The following is an 18412-nucleotide window of genomic DNA, read 5'->3' on the forward strand; positions in this document are numbered from 1 at the left end:
CGACGTCTCCCTATATATTCAATGTCATTTGCATGATGCTCGGCGCGAGAATCAAGATAACGATCGGGAACATGATGAAAAGGATCAATGGGACACTCATCTTCGCAGAGAGCTTACCTACCTTTTCCTCGACCGTAAGAATTTGGACTTTTCGCATGTCTTCCGCGAGGTCACTTAACACACTCGCCACGGATGTGCCGTATTGCAGGTTTTGAATGATGGTCAGTACAAAGCTTCGTACTGGTGGCGTCGGGATACGCTCACTCAGATCGTTGAGCGCCTTTTCTAAACCGTGTATTTTTGCAGAATCCGATGTGCGTTTAATTTGGTAACAAAGATCTGAATCAAATTCAGCCAGCTCTTTCCCCAAATAAACCAGCGCCGCTTCAATCGTCATACCGGTTTGAACACATACCGACATCATGTCGAGCAAATACGGCAGTTGAGCTGAGGTTCGACTGATCAACATCTTGCGGCGCATTTGAAGCATTGTATCTGGGACGACAATGACGCCAATCAGCGAGAAAATAACCACGAGCAGTTTGTTGGTTGACGTCATATCCCCTAACAGCACCAACCCAGAAACCAACGCTAATACCAACAACTTTGCTGGAAAATAGAATTTTGCCCAATCCGTGTTGTAATAACCCGCCTCTATCATTTTTTGCTCGAGTTCATGGCGATGTTCTTTACCAAAACGAACAAAAAAGCGATTTACGCGTGAAGGTGCGCGAGCCGAATTATCCCCGATATAGAGCGCAACCTTCTTATGTCGTTGCTCTTTACGAATAGAATCGATAATCAAAAAGAGTAGCGAAAAAAACAACACAATAAGGGAAGCCAATAACATCATGCGCGTACTCCTCTCACTAACAACCAAACAAGAAATAGACCGAACAGTTCACTACCAAGCACGTAAAACAATACAAGCCTTCCTTCTGGATCGTAGAGAACAAATTCCACATTATCGGGATTAACGTAGTTGAGAATAAGCATAAAAATCAGAGGAATAGCCGCAACTATTTTGGCGGAAATTCTAGCTTCCGAAGTCATCGCCATTTTCTTTTTCTCTAGCGTTCGAGAGTCCACTAGCACTCTAATCAGCCGCGCCATCACGCCCTTAAGTTGCCCACCTCGAGCAATATTCGCCCTGATAGTCACGGTAAAGAATAGAAACTCTGGGTAGGGGTAATTTTTGCACGATCGTTGAAGCACCACTTCTGGTGACTCACCCAACTTAAGTCGGTCGCCCATTAGCTTAAATTCGCGGCCTATCGGGTTGTGCATCACATCGCCTACATAACTGATGGCTTGCATTAAGCTGTCACCCGCAGTGACCGCACTCATTAGAATATTCAGCGCATCTGGGAACGTATTCTCAAATTCGCGACGTCTTCTTGTCACTAGGAACCGATAACCGCAAAGTGTAAATACCATAGATGAGCCCAGCACTAACCACGTATTGGTGATTGATAGCAACTCAACAACGATGTACCAAGATGCGATGATGCTGCCCGTAATATAGAGCGCGATGTACAGAGAAGAACGCGGACCTAACACCATTAACGTGGGTGATACGGACTCTTTGAACTTTTGCCAGTTTTGCTTACGAACCAAAGACTTGACGTTAATGGCATTGAAGTTTTCAGCTTCTACCTCTTCAATGTTGAAAAACTGATGGACCTTTTTCACCTTTGAATCTCGGATCAAAAGCAGCACAAACGCAAAGAGGATTAACGAAAGCCAAAGCATGCTAGGCCCCCTTAAACGATGCTTTCAGCTCTTCATAGAGCCCGAAGAATTGCGCTTTTTTCACAAGCTCAGATCGCTGCATAATGCCATCGGTGACGAATTCGCCTTTTACGGTTTCTCCGTAGTGGGCGTCGTCATAACGAAAACGATAAATCTCTTCCATCACGACGCTGTCGCCTTCTAGGCCGACGATTTCCGAAATGCTTGTTATCTTACGAGACCCATCGCGCAACCTGTTAACCTGAACAATCATTTGAACTGCACTCACGATCGTTCTTCTAATCGCATCCAAAGGCTGATTTAAGTTCGCCATCATGACCATCGATTCAACACGAGCAATCGCATCGCGCGGCGTGTTGGCGTGCAACGTAGACATCGACCCATCGTGTCCGGTGTTCATGGCTTGCAGCATTTCGAACGCTTCAGAGCCACGACACTCACCAAGAATAATGCGGTCTGGACGCATACGAAGCGCGTTAATAACCAATTCACGCTGCGTTACCGCTCCGGTTTGCTCAACACTTGAGGTTCGCGTTTCGAGTCGAACCAAGTTGGGTTGTTGCAAACGCAGTTCAGCCGCATCTTCAATGGTGACGATACGTTCATCCTCAGCAATGTATTGAGATAGCGCGTTAAGTAAAGTGGTTTTGCCTGAACCGGTACCACCAGAAATCAACACATTGATACGGCAACGAGAAGCGATCATCAGCACTCGCGCCATATCTGGAGACATCGACCCAAAGCCAATCAAATCTTCAAAACCGATGTTTTGCTCTCTGAACTTACGAATTGAGATCGATGTGCCATCCAACGAAATGGGAGGAATCACGATGTTTACACGGCTGCCGTCTTCTAACCTGGCGTCGACCGTCGGCGAAAGTTCATCCACACGCCTTCCGACACGTGACGCAATGCGCTTTGCAATGGCTAACAACTGCTCTTCATTCACAAACGAGACTTCGGATTTTTTCACCTTGCCGTGTCGTTCGAAAAAAATGTTGTTGGGCCCATTGACCATGATGTCGGAAATGGACTGATCTTCGACCAAAGGCTGTAAAGGCCCCAAACCAAACAGTTCATCGATTAGGCTTTTCACTAACCCTGACTTCATCATCGAGGTGATCGGTCTTTGGTAGCTATTCGCCAACAAATCAACCGCCGCTTGTATTTGGGATTCAAGATCTCTGCGGCTCATTTTCTGAACCGCTTCTGCATCTAGGGCTTCAAATATCTGGCCACGAAACGCGAGGTATAAGTCTTTGTTAGAACTCATTTAGCACGCACCTTTTTCAACCAAGAATTCATACCCTTCTGATCCATCGGCTGACCATTGATCAGCTTCACTAGTTGTTCCATAGAACGACTAATGTGACGATCATGCTTATGCCCGCGTTTTCCATCGATAATGATGTGGGCCAGCGCTTTGCAGTAGTCGACTTCGAGATCAACTTCTGCGCCTAGATACTTAATAAGATCAGGCTTTTGTAAGACGTAAGCGTTTTCCGGGCGATGGTAGTTCACCACCGTAATCACACGAGTACGCGACGATAACGAAAGCTGTAAGTTGGAGACTTTTTCAAACAGTCGTTTTGCACTTCTTACTGAAGACACTGACGCGTCTAACACCAACACAACCACATCAAAGTTTTCTACCAAGAGTTGAGGTTCAACTTTGAAATCCACACCACCAGAAAAGTCTTCGATAATGAAATTGGTGTTGCGCGCTAACAACTCGCACAAGGTCTGGTTGTAATTAAGAACATCGCTTTGGCTCATGTCGCCATCAATCGCCAACAGTCGTAAATTTTTGCGAGCGTTGATTAGGTAACTCAACGCCCCTTCTTCATCCATTTCGTGCAATGGCGCGGTGAACTCATCGATGGTTCTCGGCTTAAAATCCTTTAAGCCAAGCAAGACATCAATGTTGGTATCGGCATATTGATGATCGACAAGAATCGTGTCCGATCCTTGCGTCGATAATATTGAGCTCAACTCAGTAGTGATAAACGATGCACCAACGCCACCTTTTGAACCGACAATCGCCACGCGCTTCGCTTTGCGTTTCTGACTCACACCAGAGAACGTCTTCAAGTTCTTGCTAACGTGATTTAAGAAGTCAGCAAACTCCTGCTTATTCACCGGCCAGAACACGTAGTAAAAACCCATGTCTTTAAGCGAACGAAGCGTAGAAATGGCATCCTCTTTACCAATCACCACCACGCCTTTGTGTGTGGGTAGTTTACTTGCAAAGGCTTTAGCATCCTCAACAACATTGGTCGATTCATTAAGTTCTAGAATCACAATGTGGCTACTTTGTTGTTCTGTCAGCTTGGTCAATCCGGCTTTGGCTTTGACGCATGCAGGATCATTCCACCCTTCAAATCGAAAAACTTCTTGAACAAGATCTAAACACTCTTGAGATTGATAGAACAAAGTACATCCGGCAACCCCTGTCGTTCCGGTTTGCACTGGCTTGGCCTTTGTTGTTAACGCTTTAGTCAGGTCAAACATTATTGCTCTCCTACCAATCGAGACTTGTAAGCCACTTGCTTCAAGCGCATCGATTCAGCAAAGCAGTCTGGCTGCCTCAACCGAACGTGAATCTGTGCTGGTGCGCATTGTTGAGTCTTCAAACGCGTTAAGGTCACCTGAATCTTTAAGTCACTCGGTAACAACGGAGCGCTTCGATACGAGACTCTTTGTGGTGCGATGACATGTGACGGATATTGTTCGAATATCGCCTGCAACACCTGTTTGCTGCGGGTTGACTTGTAATCCACGACATAAGTGGCTTCTTTGTCCGTTGATTCGATATCTTGAATCAAAGCGGTAATCTGCTTGGTGGTTTCAGCGCGGTTTTTCATCGCAAACTCAAAGCTGTGATGCTCTTTGTACACCAAGGCTTCAGCACCATGACCAACAAAATATTGCTCAGAGGCGCAGCCTAAAAGTGACGTGGTAAATAACGCCATTAATAGTAATTTCTTCATTGGATAAACCCTCCTTGCGACAACAGACGAATCGTTGCATCGGAAGACGTTACCGACTTGCCATCCCACTTAATGTTTAGCCAGCGCGCCAATGTAGAAGTCTTCTTGATGTAAGGCAGTTGAATGTCTTTCGGTTTCATCGGTTCAACAAGATTCACGGTAGCAACGATGATCAGTTCAGTACGTTTTCTTTCTGTGGTTGCTTTTCGGAATGCGGCACCTAGAACGGGAATATCGCCAACAAAAGGGATTTTTTGCATTTTTTCCAAATCAGCACTGCTCATCAAGCCACCAAGGACGAAGCTGTCGCCATCGGCTAACTCTACGGTTGTCATCGCACGTCGTGAAGCCAGTTGCGGGACTTTGATGCCAGCCGTTTCTATATAACCTTCAACTTCGCTGACTTCTGGCGCTAATTGCATACGGATTCTATCTTGGCTAAGCACTTTCGCGGTGAGATCGAGTTTGATGCCGAACTCTTTGAAGGAAATGTTCACGTTGTTACTGGTAGTAACGATAACGGGCACTTCGCCGCCCACAAGGAAACTTGCAGACTCACCGGATAACACGGTTAAATTAGGCTCAGCCAGAACTTCAGCAATCTGGTCGTTACCTAATGCAGTGATTAACGTACTGAGGTTTGCCGCATCGAACTGGTCAAACACAAACTCGCCAACGCTTGAACCGACTGAACTCCAATCAACACCAACGGTTTGTCCAAATGATTCCGTTACCTGGGCCACAGATATTTTGACGTTAACCTGCTGGGTCGTTGCAACTTCAATGCGTTCGATGACCCCTTCCCACGTCATATTGCGGGCAAACACCATGCTTTCGGGCTCTTCATAATCAGAGTTGTCGGATTTGAATTTCAGCTTCTGAATTTTGTCCCATTTCTCTGTTTTCTCTCTTCCAAGTAGAGTGGCAACCAAACGATAGATGTCGTCGCGAGTCGCTTCGGAATCAACAAGACCACTCACGGCGACTTGCTCTCCCACAGACTGAATCTTGACTTTGGCATCAGGGAAATGAAATTTGAGTTGTCGTCTGATGTCCGTTAAATCCAAATCAACAATAATACGGTCTGAAAGCAGAACATCACCATCAATGCCATAGACGATCAGTCGTGCTTGCCCAATAGCATTGGCGAACACAACTATCGTGTTGTCGTTGATTATTTTGTAGTCAACGATGTCAGGGTTATTAATAAACACTTGGCCAATCGGACTTTTTAACTGGATGTGCTGACCATCGTTGAGCGTGATGGAGCGATCGGCGGCAAAAGCGTTTGTTATAGAAAGTAAGCCAATCAGCGGCACTAGAATGGAAGCAAACAGTACTTGCTTGATTCGATGGTGAATCATCATCACAAAGCCTCTCTCGGGTTGTTCTCGTTACCACGTAATTCAGCAATCCCGGTATAGTTATCGATAATATTGCGCACCTCTGCATACTCAGGTTGCGTGTAGGTTTGGCTTCGGTAAATCTCGATGTGCATTGTTCGTTGCGCTAGTGCAAGTTTTGGTAACTCGTCGGGACTAACTTCGATGACCACCGTCGTCAGTCCATCCTCTTTACTCGGAGCGCGAGCGGTAATAGAACTATCGCCAGTTGCATCATTTCCAATGTTCAGTACTTTGACGTTTTTAAGAAACATCGACGCCTTCACCCCTCTAAAGCGCTTCGGTTTATCGATATTTCCAGCTAAGTTATCGTTTGGAGAACTTACAGTTAAGATATCGATGGACGTTCCAGGACGGATGTAATCGTTGATTAGGTTTTTGTCACTGACTTTAAGTGGGTACAACGTCATGCCTTCTGTGACCAAAAGGTCGATGTACCCCGGCTGGCCGGGAGTCACTTGATATTCAGGCAGTACAACTTCACCTGCGTTAAGGCTGCGATTGAGCAAAATGGAGGGTGAAAAGCTGATTTGTGCGTCTTCTCTGACACCAAGCGTTAATGCTTCACTAAGAGGGAGTTGTTGTTTTACGACACCTTGCGCATCGATCGCACGTCCTTTTTCATAAGGTTCCGTGGTCATCCAAACGGCAACATGTTCTTCGTTTTTTTCTTCCACCACTTCAGCGGTCGTTGTCGATTGAGGTTCACCCTTGAACAAATCGACAACGCCTAGCGCGCCAACTGTTAGGGCAGCAATGGCAACAAGTAATACCAGTCGAGATCTCATAATGTTCTCATTCTTGGAGGTTTATATATGTGGCGTGTTTTGAGTTAAAATTACCAAGTAGAATCCAACGCTAATCGCTATCCCATATGGAATACCTTGTTGGCCGTTCGACGTTTTTCTTACTAGCCTTTTACTTATCAGCTTGTTGTATACGAGATAAATAACGGCTAGAAATCCACCGGTAAAAGCCGTCATAACAAACGCCCAAAGTAAATCACTGAGAGGTATGGTAAGTGATAGAACCGCTGCATATTTAATATCGCCAGCTCCAATCCAAATCAGGGCGTAAACAATCAACCCTCCCCCTAACACCAGCAGAAAGCTCATAATTTGAATGTCTAACGGAGACAAAAAACATTGTAAAAAGAGCAATATCAACAAGGTGTGATTTTGTATCTTTCGATAGAGAAAATCGGTAGCTGACACATATATACTCAGCATTGCCAAAGCCACTAAATACAATTCATGACTAAAAATTAGAAATACCACCTAGTCTTGGTTAAAATAAATCTTATTTTACGCTGTGAATTAATTAAGCCAGACCAATGTAAACAGAGGTCTGGCACAAATATCTTCGCCATCATCTGCGTATGAAAATGACCAAATCCGTTTAATTAGCTACCAGTAGAAGTAGTGATGTTAGCGGCGATTTTTGCGAATGCCTTCGTAAGCGCATCGATGAAACCACCGCTGCTATCTAACGTAGCAGCTAACAACACAGCCATAGCGACGCCAATAAGACCATATTCAATCGCAGTTACACCGCGCTCATCATTCTTAAATTGTGATAAAAACATGCTTGTTTTAACGTATAGCTTAGTAATCATTATTTCTTCCTATAAGGGCTGTTGAAAATTCGTCGCCATTATAATTAGCGCTACCAATCTATGGAAAATAACCCCTATCGACTTAATCAATAGGCCGGACGAAAAATGATCAAAATAAGCACAATAAAAACAAAGGAATTAAAAACAAAACTATAATTAACAATGAGTTACATATAAAACCAACCTCACCAGACAATATTAAATAAAATTTATAAACTTAAAAAAGTAAGACATCGGTCAATATTTTAACTTATCTAAAATTTATATAAGCTTTGGAACCAATCTAAGAATTAATTTACCCAGTTTTATTACTCCTTATAAAACTTGTTGAAATACAATTATCATCACGCTATTGTTCTTCAAATCAACAAACCATAAAAAATATAATTTATTTGTGTCAAAAGGTTAGTCGAATCATGAAACTACATTTCGAAAATATCATTTCGTTCATAGCGGTAGTTGAGGAAGGTTCATTTAGCTCTGCTGCTCGCAAGCTTGGCAAGTCACAATCAACTGTTAGCACGGCTGTTCAAAATCTTGAGTCCGATTTAGGTTTCAATGTATTTAATAGGGAACACTCTAAAGTTTGGCTAACAGAAAAAGGAAAACGATTATTCCAGTTATCTTTACCTGTGGTATCGAAATATCGTGATCTAGTCACGATCGCACAGCAAATGAATATATCTGACCAAATAGTCTACCGGGTAGGCATAGACCCATTAGTGTTTAATAATAATGTAAAGAAAACACTACTAGCGTTTTCAGAAGCATTCCCTAACGTTGATTTACTTGTCGTAACTAAACCAAGTTTCGTGTTAGGTAACTATATAAATGAAGGGAAGATAGATTTAGCCTTAGGTAACCCCTATCACAAGACAAATTACGACTTCAACATAGAGGAGTTATTTCACGTCAACTGTTGGTGGGTGGCTCATGAAGACCTGGTAACCTTTAAGTCTCAAGCACCATCACAACGAGTTCTATTAATGGATGGTTGTGAAGAGCTGCTTAACTTGTCAAACATAGCATCGTATAACTTATGGCGACTGGACGACTTAGGAACCATCATCGATCTATGTAAGGCTCAAAAAGGCATCGCTTTTTTACCGGGATTTCTCATAGAGGGAAGCGTAGAAAATAGTAAACTTAAAGTAGTTACAGACCACCCTGATTTTTTTGGTAAGCGAGTTATTGCATCCCTTTTCTGGCAATTACATTCTGACTTTAGCTTGTTCAACCAATGGATCAAAAAAGAGCTGCAAACTACTGCCAGTTACAAGCAAACATTTGTTGCTGATTTGACTCAATAATACTCTGTTGAAATCTGACAATCACACTCTATTGCACGCTCCAGCTTCGAGTGTGATATTTCAACACGATGATTTATCCTAATATAAATCTAAAATAAAACATATGAAATACTAATATCAATACCGACATGCATTATCCAACATATGCACTGGTATTGTTTTCATTATTTAGCCTCACATATTTTTGTGATTAAATCTAATTAAAAACCAACCTATTAAACGTATTCGATATTTAAGCTATGACTTCGTTTGCCACTCAATATCGAAAAGAACCGCCTAAACCATGTACACAGAAAAATCCACCATAGTAATGACGTTGAATAATAGAATAGCTTTAAACCCATTACGTTAGACTAATTCCAGCTATCCGATTTTTTCACGATAATATCAACAATATCCGCCAGCTCTTTTCCTTTTTTGGTCAGACCATAATATACCGTCACTGGAACGGTTTCTTCTTGCCTACGCCAAATGAAACCTTCCTTGCTAAGCAACTTCAGCCGCTCACTAAGTACTTTACTCGACACGAAAGCCAGCTGCTTTTGAATCTGTCCAAAACGTATCTCGCTACTCTGACCTAGCAACCAAACAATGTGAGCAGTCCACTTCGTAGAGATCAGTGTCAAATATTTATCAGCGCTGCAGTAACCTTCAGGTTGCTTACCCTGTTCACTCATATCCACCTCCTAGATTAGCCATTGTAACAATTGCATAGTTACCTAAAGGTAATTAGTTACTTTTAGGTAGCTAATTTCTTTTAGTAACCACCCTATCTATTATGGCTTCAACCCAAAACACAAACAAGCAGGTGGTTCCATGAAGATACTTCTATTCGTCGTTTTAAACTTAATAACGTTCTATTCTTACGCATCAACAGATTACAAAAAACCGCAGTCGCCAAGAGAACTGCACCAACTTTTCGCGGAATACTTTTCAAAACAAGACATCGACGGACTAGGCACTCTGTTCCATCAAGACGCCATATTCGTCCTAGATAATCAGGGTAACCTTGCTAGAGGGCCAAAGGCTATTAAGCCTATATTGAAAAGTTACCTTCAAGGCGACGTTGAAATGCTGACCCATGATGTATCTATCTATATTAACGGCGACACGGCTCTCATAAGGTCTGATTGGGAGATAGTTGGTGGCCCCAAAGGCACCGCTCTCGAAGTGATGAAGTATATAGATGGAGGTTGGCTATACGTTATTGACAACCCGAATGGATTTTAAGTGACCATTGCACTTGGGATCATTGGAGGGCACAGTCCAAAAGCTTAGCAGGCAATGAATTTAGTGACCCGTCCTGATATGGGTTGACACTTGATTGACTAAAACGCTCGATGTACTTCATCGGGCGTTTTGTATTTTAGAGCTGTGTGAGGCCTATATTCATTATAGATTTTTACTGATTCGGCGACCATTTTCTTTGCTTCATCTAAATCATTAGGCTTATTCAACAGATACTCCATCTTCAGTATTCCGTTGATCCTCTCTGCCAACGCATTCTGATAACAGTCATAGCCATCAGTCATTGAGCAAGATACATCATACTGTCGATGCAACTCTTGGTATTCAACAGAGCAGTACTGAACACCTCGATCTGAGTGATGTACAAGCTCACCTGTATTCTTCCGTTCTTTCAACGCGTTTAAAAAGGCCTGCTTGACCGTGCGAGCCTTCATATCATCACTTATGTGATAGCCCACGATTTTTCTTGAGTAAGCGTCCGTCACTAAACTGAGATAAGTACTACCACGCCGCGTTGCTAGATATGTAATATCGGCAACCCATAATTGCTCTGGTCTTTCCGGTATTAAGCCTTCTTTGACACGATTCGGATGGCAGTAAAAGCGATGATTACTGTTTGTGGTTCGATGATAAGCCCTTCGATTCTGCACTAATAATCGATTCATTCTCAGCAGAGAGCATAAGCGGTCTCGCCCGATTTCAATATCGTTCTGAGCAAGTAAATACTTGATCTTACGAGTCCCTATACGAGGGTGCATCATCCTTTGCTCCTTCACAAAACCGAGTACTGATTCATCTTTCTTTGTCTGATGAATTTCTGCAACACAGCGCTTGTAGAAAGCTTGTCGTGTAATACCTATGAAGTGACAAGCTTTAGTGACGGTCAACTTTCTGACCGTTTTTTCCTTAATAACTCGGCCTTGCGCTTCTTTGAGATTCGGACACCGAAATCTCGATCCATGACTTTTACAACCGCTTCAAAGAACTCAGCTTTGAGCTGAGTCTCTTCTAATTGCTGCTCGAGCTCTTTGATTCGTTGCTCTGGGGTTTGAGTTGAGGAAGAGTTTGACATAGTCGCTCCTAACGCTCTCGATTGTTCTATTCCTTTAGACCAATCTAGTTGACCATGTTTGCGAAGCCAAACTAAAACGGTAGAGCGACCTTGGATCCCATAACGTTCTTGAGCTTGCTTATAAGTCATTTCGCCTTTTTCAACTTGGCTTACGACTGCCAATTTAAAGGCAAGAGAATAATCTCGTTGAGTACGTCTACTTGTTGTTTTCATGACACTCTCCAATTTCATGTTGGAAATGTGTCAACCATATTTAGGACGGTACATAGGACACAAAAAAGCCCACATGAGGTGGGCTTTGCTGATTGTTCACAAAGAACGAATTTGGTGCCGCTACTGGACTCGACTATCCAATCTATCAGATTGATTAATATTCAAATCATAAAGGTAGAGTTTAAAAGTGTTACCTCTGGTGTTACTTTGATTAGAAGTGACTATGTGTTTAGCTTCGACTAAGTAAATTAATTAGCTCAATGGAAAGTAAATTCTGACTATCACCATCACTCAATATCCGAAATAGCAATGTCTCGATACAAAGGGTTAACTAGTGGGATGTTGAATTTGAGGAATTATAATGCTAAGTCGATGAAGCGTTGGCTAATGTTAAGGCCATTAACAAAATTATCGGGCTAGGTATGCCTGTAGAAATTGATTGAGATACAAACTAGCTTAGATGTGCTATTAATCTGATTTGATCAACAACGTCTTTATAAAGTGCTTCAAATCTACTCAATAACTACATCATTGGCGAGAACCGAGCCAAGCACTCTTAATACGACTCTAGTAACATCAATATTTCCCGTTAACATCCTACAAACAATCGATTAACCCATTGATAGTATGTTAGTATTTATAAAGTGACACCTAAATTTTGATGAAGAGATGAAAATTTGAAAGCATTTTTACAAAAAAAAATTAATGAACAGATTCATCTTTATAGAATGACGCCTAACCGGATGATTTCTGATTATAATCAAGAAAACCAGCAAGTAAGGGACTATAACGGGCGACAATTACTAGAGTTAATTCAAAATGCGGATGATGAACTTTCTGATACCGTTTCTTTAGAGTTTGACTCTACTTCACAGCGATTAATAATTTCAAATAGTGGCCCACATGGTTTTAGCAAGTCGGGCTACGAATCGTTAATGCTTTCAAATTTAAGCTCAAAAACAAAAGAAAGGTTTATCGGAAATAAAGGACTTGGATTTAGGTCGATAATAAATTGGTCTGAATCAGTCACAGTAAGGAGTAACTCATTAGATGTTACGTTCTCTAAGAAATACGCATCAAAGCTATTTGAAGAACACTTTACAGATGAAGAAAAGCTTGAATTAAGAGGCAGACAAGGACTCTCAGGGAGTGAAGCACCATGGGCAGTTCTTTCAGTTCCTGAATATCGTGACGCGCCAGAGTCTAACTGGATGACACAGATCATCATTAACTATAAAAAAAACGAAGAAAAAAACATATACGAACAACTAAGTTCATTAAGAAAAGAAGTTTTGCTTTTTCTAAATAATTTAAAAAAATTGAAATTAACTATTAATGGAGAAATTACTGAATTCATTCTGGAGAAAAATCACAACCACTACGAAATATCTGGTGATAGTTGGAAAATATTTAATTCGGGAAAAATTTCTTTTCCAGATAAATATCAAGATAGTACTAAATCCGAAAAGCAGCATTATAACCTAAAAATTGCGTTGCCCAATAGACCCCTTACATTTGAAAGTAAAACTTTATTCTCATTCTTTCCTACCAAAATTGAACTTGATTTCCCATTTATAATTCATGGTACCTTTGACCTTGATAGCTCTCGAAACCAACTAAATGATACTGATAAAAACCGTTATGTATTAAAACAGCTAGTAAAATTGATTATACAAGTAGCTAAAGATGCGTCAGAAAAAGAAGTAAGCTGGGTACCATTTAAAGTATTAAGTTATAACTCAATAAACACTGTATTAGAAGGCTTGGAATTTTATACAAAAATATCGGAAGCTAAGTTAGAGCTAGACATTTACCCATGTATCGATGGCTCCTACAGAAAACATGGTGATTATATCTACATGGGAACTAACCATTTTTCAGAGTTACTAATAGATACCAATGGTGAAGTATTCTTTCCAGAAGTTTTAATCCCACTAGATGAAAAAATAACTGATGCTGTAGAGAAATGCTCGTTAACTGATACAGAAGGATATAGAGACAGAGTTAATCTTTATTCAGAGTACTTAGTGGAATACCCTATTGAGCATCGCGTAAATTATATAAATGAAATTATCAAGTTGAATGATGGATACGACAACTACAATCTGTTAATCAATACAGAAGGTAAACTAATAAATGCAACCGAAGAAGAGGTATTTACACCTATAACCTCAAACATTGATGATATTATTTTCCCTTCTTTTGTGAAGATAGAGTTTATTAATCAAAACTTATGTGAAAAGTTAATTGATGTATTAAATATTGTCCGAACCGAAAGGTACCGTGACTTACAGAGAAAATTAAAGGTAGTAACTAGTATACGTAGTTATGAACCAGCAGAGCTGTTATCAAAGATAGTTAGCAGTACAAATAAAATAATAAACTCAAATAATGTTAAAAATAATGTTGAAAATAATGCATATATAGCAGAGATGACTCTTTGCCTTTTTTTAATTTATCAGCAATTAGGAACAAATCGCCCCAAAAGAATAGGTAATGTACAAGTCAATTTGATAAATAAAAATGGCAAGCTCAAAAAATCAACCGATCTACACCTAAGCAGTAACTTCCCTACAGGTGTTAATGTTGAGCTAATATTCTCCGGTGTATATAGCGCTGATGACCTCCTAGCTTCAAGTGATTTATTTGAATTAAGTACTGAAGATATCAATATACAAGAAGAGTTTTTTAAATGGTTAGGAGTGAACTCATATGTTTCTTATCAGAGGGTAACTACCGATAACTCATACAGCGAACATTTAAAAATAAATAATCACGTTGATATAAGAGACGATGCACTAAAAATTCTAGCATTAGGAATTGACCAATCCATATTTAACTCCATCATTGACAAATGTAAACCGGAGTTAATCATACTTTGGATATTAAAAGACTTTATCATTAGAAATAGAATCCAAGGAAATGATAACGATACCGTTAAATTTGAAACAAAAGGAGATGAATATGGAAGTTATAAGCACACCCTTCCTAATATAACTCCGTATTTACTCCATCAATTTCATCAATCTGGCTTATTTAATAACTACTGGATTTCAGATGAGAAAATTTCAGAATTATTTAATAGTTCTACATTTGATTATGATTTTTTATCTCAATATGGCTATACCAAACCAGACATCGATTCAATTTTATTAAAGTTAGGCGCAAAAGATAGCTTTAATAAACTCTCGATTGATCATATTTCAAACGTTTTACAGAATTTACCTACAACTCGCCCGAATGGCACTGATACACAGAAAATATACAAGCTAGTACTAAACCACTTCAAAATACATGGTAAACCTATCAATTCGAGCATCATGCTGTTCGCAAAGACAAAGACACAAGAAAAGTATTTCAACCAAGCTGATATTTACTACAGTGACAATATTAAGTTACCTTCAAAGGTAATTAGAGATAAACCACTGTTAAACTTTCCTAAACGTTCTGGTGGTAAACAAGTCCCAGCATGTTTTGGCGTAAAAAACTTAAACGATATTGAAGTACAAATTGAGGAATATAAAGTAGTTGACGCGCTTTCGAGTGAATTTGAACTGAAAATGCAAAGGCTAAAACCATATTTACTCTCTTACAGATTTGATAACTTACAAGCGACACAAAAATCTACAGAGTCAAAGTGGATCTCTAATGTAAACTTTGTTTTATGTAGTGATATTTCTTGCACCTGTGAAGGTAATCGAATATCACTAAATGATAGTGATTACATACAAGATAAAAACAATTATTTCATTAAAGTAAATAAAAGCCGAACAATTGATAATATTAGGCGTGATTCAAACTTTGGAGATACCTTCGCTGAAATAATCTGCTCAATTTTCAAGGTTAATGAGCATAAAAATGACTTCAGAAATATTTTGAGGGATGACGAACAGGATATTGAACACCACCTCCGCAATGAAATGGGCTCTGAGGTCTTAGAAGAGGCAAGAAAATATTTAGGTATTTCTGATCGATTCTTCTCTTTTTGGAACTCCATTTTCAAAAGTAAAAATATCTCCCCACCATTTGACTTAACCAGATCAAATGCATCTCTTATAGAAGAAAAATTAGCCATTAAAAAGAACACTATCCTAGATATTGATTATGATAATTTCAGTCTTGAATCAATGGATAAAATAGTTAGTTTATTTCATTTTCTAAAATTTAATGTACAAGAATTCAACATTCACTCTGGTTACAAATTATTACTAGCTGACTGGCATTATCAAAAACTCACTACTTCTATTAAAGTTTCATTCAAAGAATTCAAATATATTTTATGGGAACAAATATCTAAAAACAAAGATATAGAAACAGCCAAATTATTTTTAAAAAAGCTTCACAAATATGATCAATTAGAAAACTGGGCCCAAGACATTGCTAACGAAAATACAGAGCTAATCGATGTTACACACTCGGCACTGGTTAGAAACAAAGTGGATAATGATTTTTCTATAACGTTACACCCTATTAATGAAACTAGAATAAACGATCCAGATAAATGCTTTCAAAAAAATATAACTACGTTAAAAATTAATCACTCTGAGCTTCCAAATAATATTAGCAGCTTACTTTATTTTGATTGCTACCTGGACACAATAACCAGTTATATAGATGCGTCTATTGAGCAGGAGTCAATCGAGGGAGCTTATCGTGACGACATTAAAATATCTACAATTCCGGATAAGCCTTCTGTTACTTCAGCTATTAATAAAGTTATGAAAAAGGGAAGCAAAGGAGTAGGGAAAAAGTTTTCTTCCGCTAGAGAGAAGAGTAAGCGCCTTTCAGGACAAACAGCAGAAGAAATTGTTTATCACTCTTTAATCGCTAAGTATGGAGAGAAATATGTGGATCACAGTTCATTAAGAAGTGATACATTTGGGTACGATATTAGTTATTCACCCGACCAAGGAATGTCAAAAAAACTTGTCGAAGTTAAGCGCTTTACCAACGGTATGTTTTACCTCTCAGAAAATGAGCACCACGTCGCCATTAAAAATAAAAGTGACTATCAAATCTTTCTTGTAGATGCAGAAGACAAAATCTATATCATTGAAAAAATAGACTTCGATAATGATAGGAAATTAACGCTTGTACCAAGTGAATTTAAAGTTTACTTGGAAATTAATAATTAAAAGGATGGTAGTACATTTCAAGTGTTCATCAGAAAATTGTTCAGCTTCTTGCAAACCTGTCCAATATACTGCTAGTGATTAAATGTAGGCAAGGAATAATTGCCTACATTTATACTCAGCACTAAGTTTATTCAGAAGCTGAAACTGGTAATCCAGCTGCAACATCTTTAAAGGCAGCCAATGCAGCCTCTAAGTGCTCTATGATCTCTTGCTGCAAAATATCAGGTGCTGGCAGGTTATCTAAGTTGTCTAGGCTATCATCTTTAAGCCAAAATACATCTAGACTAGCTTTATCACGATTGATTAGTTCATCGTACGCGTAGTATTTGAATCGCTCTGTTTCTTCACGTTCATGACGGTTGTCGGGGTTATAGCACTGAATAAAGTCTTTCAGATCACTCAACATCATTGGGCGTTGTTTGAGTGTGAAGTGCTTATTTGTTCTTAAGTCATAAAACCAAATACCTTTAGTATGGACTTTTTCATCACGAGGAGCATTATCAAAAAACACTACGTTTGCTTTGACACCATGGGCATAAAAGATACCTGTTGGTAATCGTAAAATGGTATGTACATCGCAGTTGTTTAGCCACTTACGGCGTATGCGCTCGCCTGCCCCACCTTCGAATAAAACGTTATCAGGCAGGACTACTGCAGCTTTACCAGTATCCTTCAAGCTTGAAACTATATGCTGTAAGAAGTTTAATTGTTTGTTTGTGGTTGTTGCCCAAAAGTCCTGACGCTCATAGGTTAGAGCATCCTTATCTTCACCACCTTCAGCATTAGTGATGGTCATGCTACTTTTCTTCCCAAACGGCGGATTGGCTAGTACATAGTCAACCTTATCTTCCCCTTTAATAGGCGTTAGCAATGCATCAGCTCGCTCTACTTCTGGCTCTCCATCAATACTACCGATATTGTGAAGGAACAAGTTCATAAGACACATGCGGCGAGTAGATGGAACAATCTCATTTCCACGGAAAGTGTGATCACGCAGAAACTTCACTTGGTCTTTATTTAGCTTTGATTTTGCTACGATGCTTTCGTCATGCTTAGATGGATTCCAATGGCTCATGCCTTTTTCAATCCACTGCTCGTCACCATAGGTGATCCAGTCACTAGCTGTTAAGAAGAACCCACCTGTACCACAGGCTGGATCGGAGATGGTTTTCTTAGGCTCAGGACGAACACAAGCCAACATAGCATCAATCAATGCGCGAGGCGTAAAGTACTGACCAGCACCACTTTTGGTGTCTTCCGCATTCTTCTGTAATAAGCCTTCGTACAGATCACCTTTAGCGTCTGAATCTAAACTGATCCAGTTTTCATCGTTAATCATTTTAACGATACGAGCTAACTTAGCAGGATCAGGTATTTTATTTTCAGACTTGTAGAAAATAGCACCAATCATGCCACTTTCTTTTGCTAAATTTTTTAATACCTTACGGTACTGATCTTCTAGCTTCTCGCCTTTTAAACCCTGCAATGTTTCCCAATTGAACTCTGTAGGAACTTTGGTATCCCTTGAGTATGGGGGTTGTGCATACTCATATGCCATTTTTAAAAACAGTAGATACGTGAGCTGTTCTAAGTAGTCACCATACCCTACTCCGTCATCACGCAATGTATGACAGTAATTCCAAACTTTTTGTACTAATGCTGGTGCGTTCATTT

General features: G+C 39.9%; 15 protein-coding genes and 1 pseudogene. 4 read left to right on the plus strand and 12 right to left on the minus strand.

The window, feature by feature from the left end; genetic code table 11:
* Positions 1–10: 10 nt before the first annotated feature.
* The 9 genes from AACU28_RS17140 to AACU28_RS17180 form a co-directional block, all read right to left on the minus strand.
* Positions 11–853 (minus strand): type II secretion system F family protein, encoded by an 843-nt coding sequence (locus AACU28_RS17140; RefSeq protein ID WP_004733948.1) that lies wholly within the window; start codon positions 851–853, stop codon positions 11–13.
* Positions 850–1752, minus strand: a complete 903-nt coding sequence (locus AACU28_RS17145) for a type II secretion system F family protein (protein ID WP_121603300.1) — start codon at positions 1750–1752, stop codon at positions 850–852. Before AACU28_RS17145 ends, AACU28_RS17140 begins: the two co-directional genes overlap by 4 nt.
* Position 1753: 1 nt before the next feature.
* Entirely contained in the window at positions 1754–3025 is a 1272-nt protein-coding gene (locus AACU28_RS17150) for a CpaF family protein (RefSeq protein WP_004733950.1), read from the minus strand.
* Positions 3022–4263: an AAA family ATPase gene (locus AACU28_RS17155; protein ID WP_108166613.1), complete on the minus strand. Its 1242-nt coding sequence runs from the start codon at positions 4261–4263 to the stop codon at positions 3022–3024. Before AACU28_RS17155 ends, AACU28_RS17150 begins: the two co-directional genes overlap by 4 nt.
* A complete protein-coding gene (locus tag AACU28_RS17160) occupies positions 4263–4742 on the minus strand; it encodes a hypothetical protein (RefSeq protein WP_121603301.1) in 480 nt (159 codons plus the stop codon). The genes AACU28_RS17155 and AACU28_RS17160 overlap by 1 nt, the downstream gene beginning before the upstream one ends.
* Positions 4739–6109 (minus strand): type II and III secretion system protein family protein, encoded by a 1371-nt coding sequence (locus AACU28_RS17165; protein WP_061024854.1) that lies wholly within the window; start codon positions 6107–6109, stop codon positions 4739–4741. Before AACU28_RS17165 ends, AACU28_RS17160 begins: the two co-directional genes overlap by 4 nt.
* Positions 6109–6933 carry a Flp pilus assembly protein CpaB gene (cpaB, locus tag AACU28_RS17170; RefSeq protein ID WP_121603302.1) on the minus strand — a complete coding sequence of 275 codons (825 nt, stop codon included), beginning with the start codon at positions 6931–6933 and terminating at the stop codon, positions 6109–6111. Before cpaB ends, AACU28_RS17165 begins: the two co-directional genes overlap by 1 nt.
* A gap of 21 nt (positions 6934–6954) precedes the next feature.
* The gene (locus AACU28_RS17175; RefSeq protein ID WP_371690320.1) at positions 6955–7374 is read right to left on the minus strand and encodes an A24 family peptidase; all 420 of its coding nucleotides are present in this window, start codon (positions 7372–7374) and stop codon (positions 6955–6957) included.
* A 173-nt stretch (positions 7375–7547) separates the two neighbouring features.
* A complete protein-coding gene (locus AACU28_RS17180) occupies positions 7548–7760 on the minus strand; it encodes a Flp family type IVb pilin (protein WP_017083532.1) in 213 nt (70 codons plus the stop codon).
* 416 nt (positions 7761–8176) lie between these two features.
* Between AACU28_RS17180 and AACU28_RS17185 the strand changes: the two genes are divergently transcribed.
* Positions 8177–9070: a LysR family transcriptional regulator gene (locus AACU28_RS17185; protein ID WP_004733957.1), complete on the plus strand. Its 894-nt coding sequence runs from the start codon at positions 8177–8179 to the stop codon at positions 9068–9070.
* Positions 9071–9423: 353 nt separating this feature from the next.
* On the opposite strand, the gene AACU28_RS17190 is transcribed toward AACU28_RS17185, so the two are convergent.
* Positions 9424–9747, minus strand: a complete 324-nt coding sequence (locus tag AACU28_RS17190) for a winged helix-turn-helix transcriptional regulator (RefSeq protein WP_121603303.1) — start codon at positions 9745–9747, stop codon at positions 9424–9426.
* A 139-nt stretch (positions 9748–9886) separates the two neighbouring features.
* On the opposite strand from AACU28_RS17190, the gene AACU28_RS17195 reads away from it, so the two are divergent.
* A complete protein-coding gene (locus AACU28_RS17195; protein WP_121603304.1) occupies positions 9887–10300 on the plus strand; it encodes a YybH family protein in 414 nt (137 codons plus the stop codon).
* Positions 10301–10398: 98 nt separating this feature from the next.
* Here the strand turns inward: AACU28_RS17195 and AACU28_RS17200 are convergent.
* A protein-coding gene (locus AACU28_RS17200; protein ID WP_121603305.1) for an IS3 family transposase occupies positions 10399–11603 on the minus strand; the annotation gives its coding sequence in 2 pieces (ribosomal slippage) (positions 10399–11216 and positions 11216–11603; 1206 coding nt in all).
* A 252-nt stretch (positions 11604–11855) separates the two neighbouring features.
* Here AACU28_RS17200 and AACU28_RS17205 point away from each other — a divergent pair.
* Both AACU28_RS17205 and AACU28_RS17210 read left to right on the plus strand, forming a co-directional pair.
* Positions 11856–12046: pseudogene (locus AACU28_RS17205) on the plus strand (IS5/IS1182 family transposase); the annotation flags it as partial.
* 234 nt (positions 12047–12280) lie between these two features.
* Complete coding sequence (locus AACU28_RS17210) at positions 12281–16738, plus strand: sacsin N-terminal ATP-binding-like domain-containing protein (protein ID WP_121603306.1); 4458 nt, start codon at positions 12281–12283, stop codon at positions 16736–16738.
* Positions 16739–16865: 127 nt separating this feature from the next.
* Here the strand turns inward: AACU28_RS17210 and AACU28_RS17215 are convergent, their stop codons facing one another.
* Positions 16866–18410, minus strand: coding sequence for a class I SAM-dependent DNA methyltransferase (locus tag AACU28_RS17215; protein WP_121603307.1), 1545 nt, complete (start codon positions 18408–18410; stop codon positions 16866–16868).
* Positions 18411–18412: the final 2 nt, after the last annotated feature.

Origin of the sequence: Vibrio sp. SBT000027, assembly GCF_963894355.1 — a bacterium.
Lineage (GTDB): Bacteria > Pseudomonadota > Gammaproteobacteria > Enterobacterales > Vibrionaceae > Vibrio > Vibrio splendidus.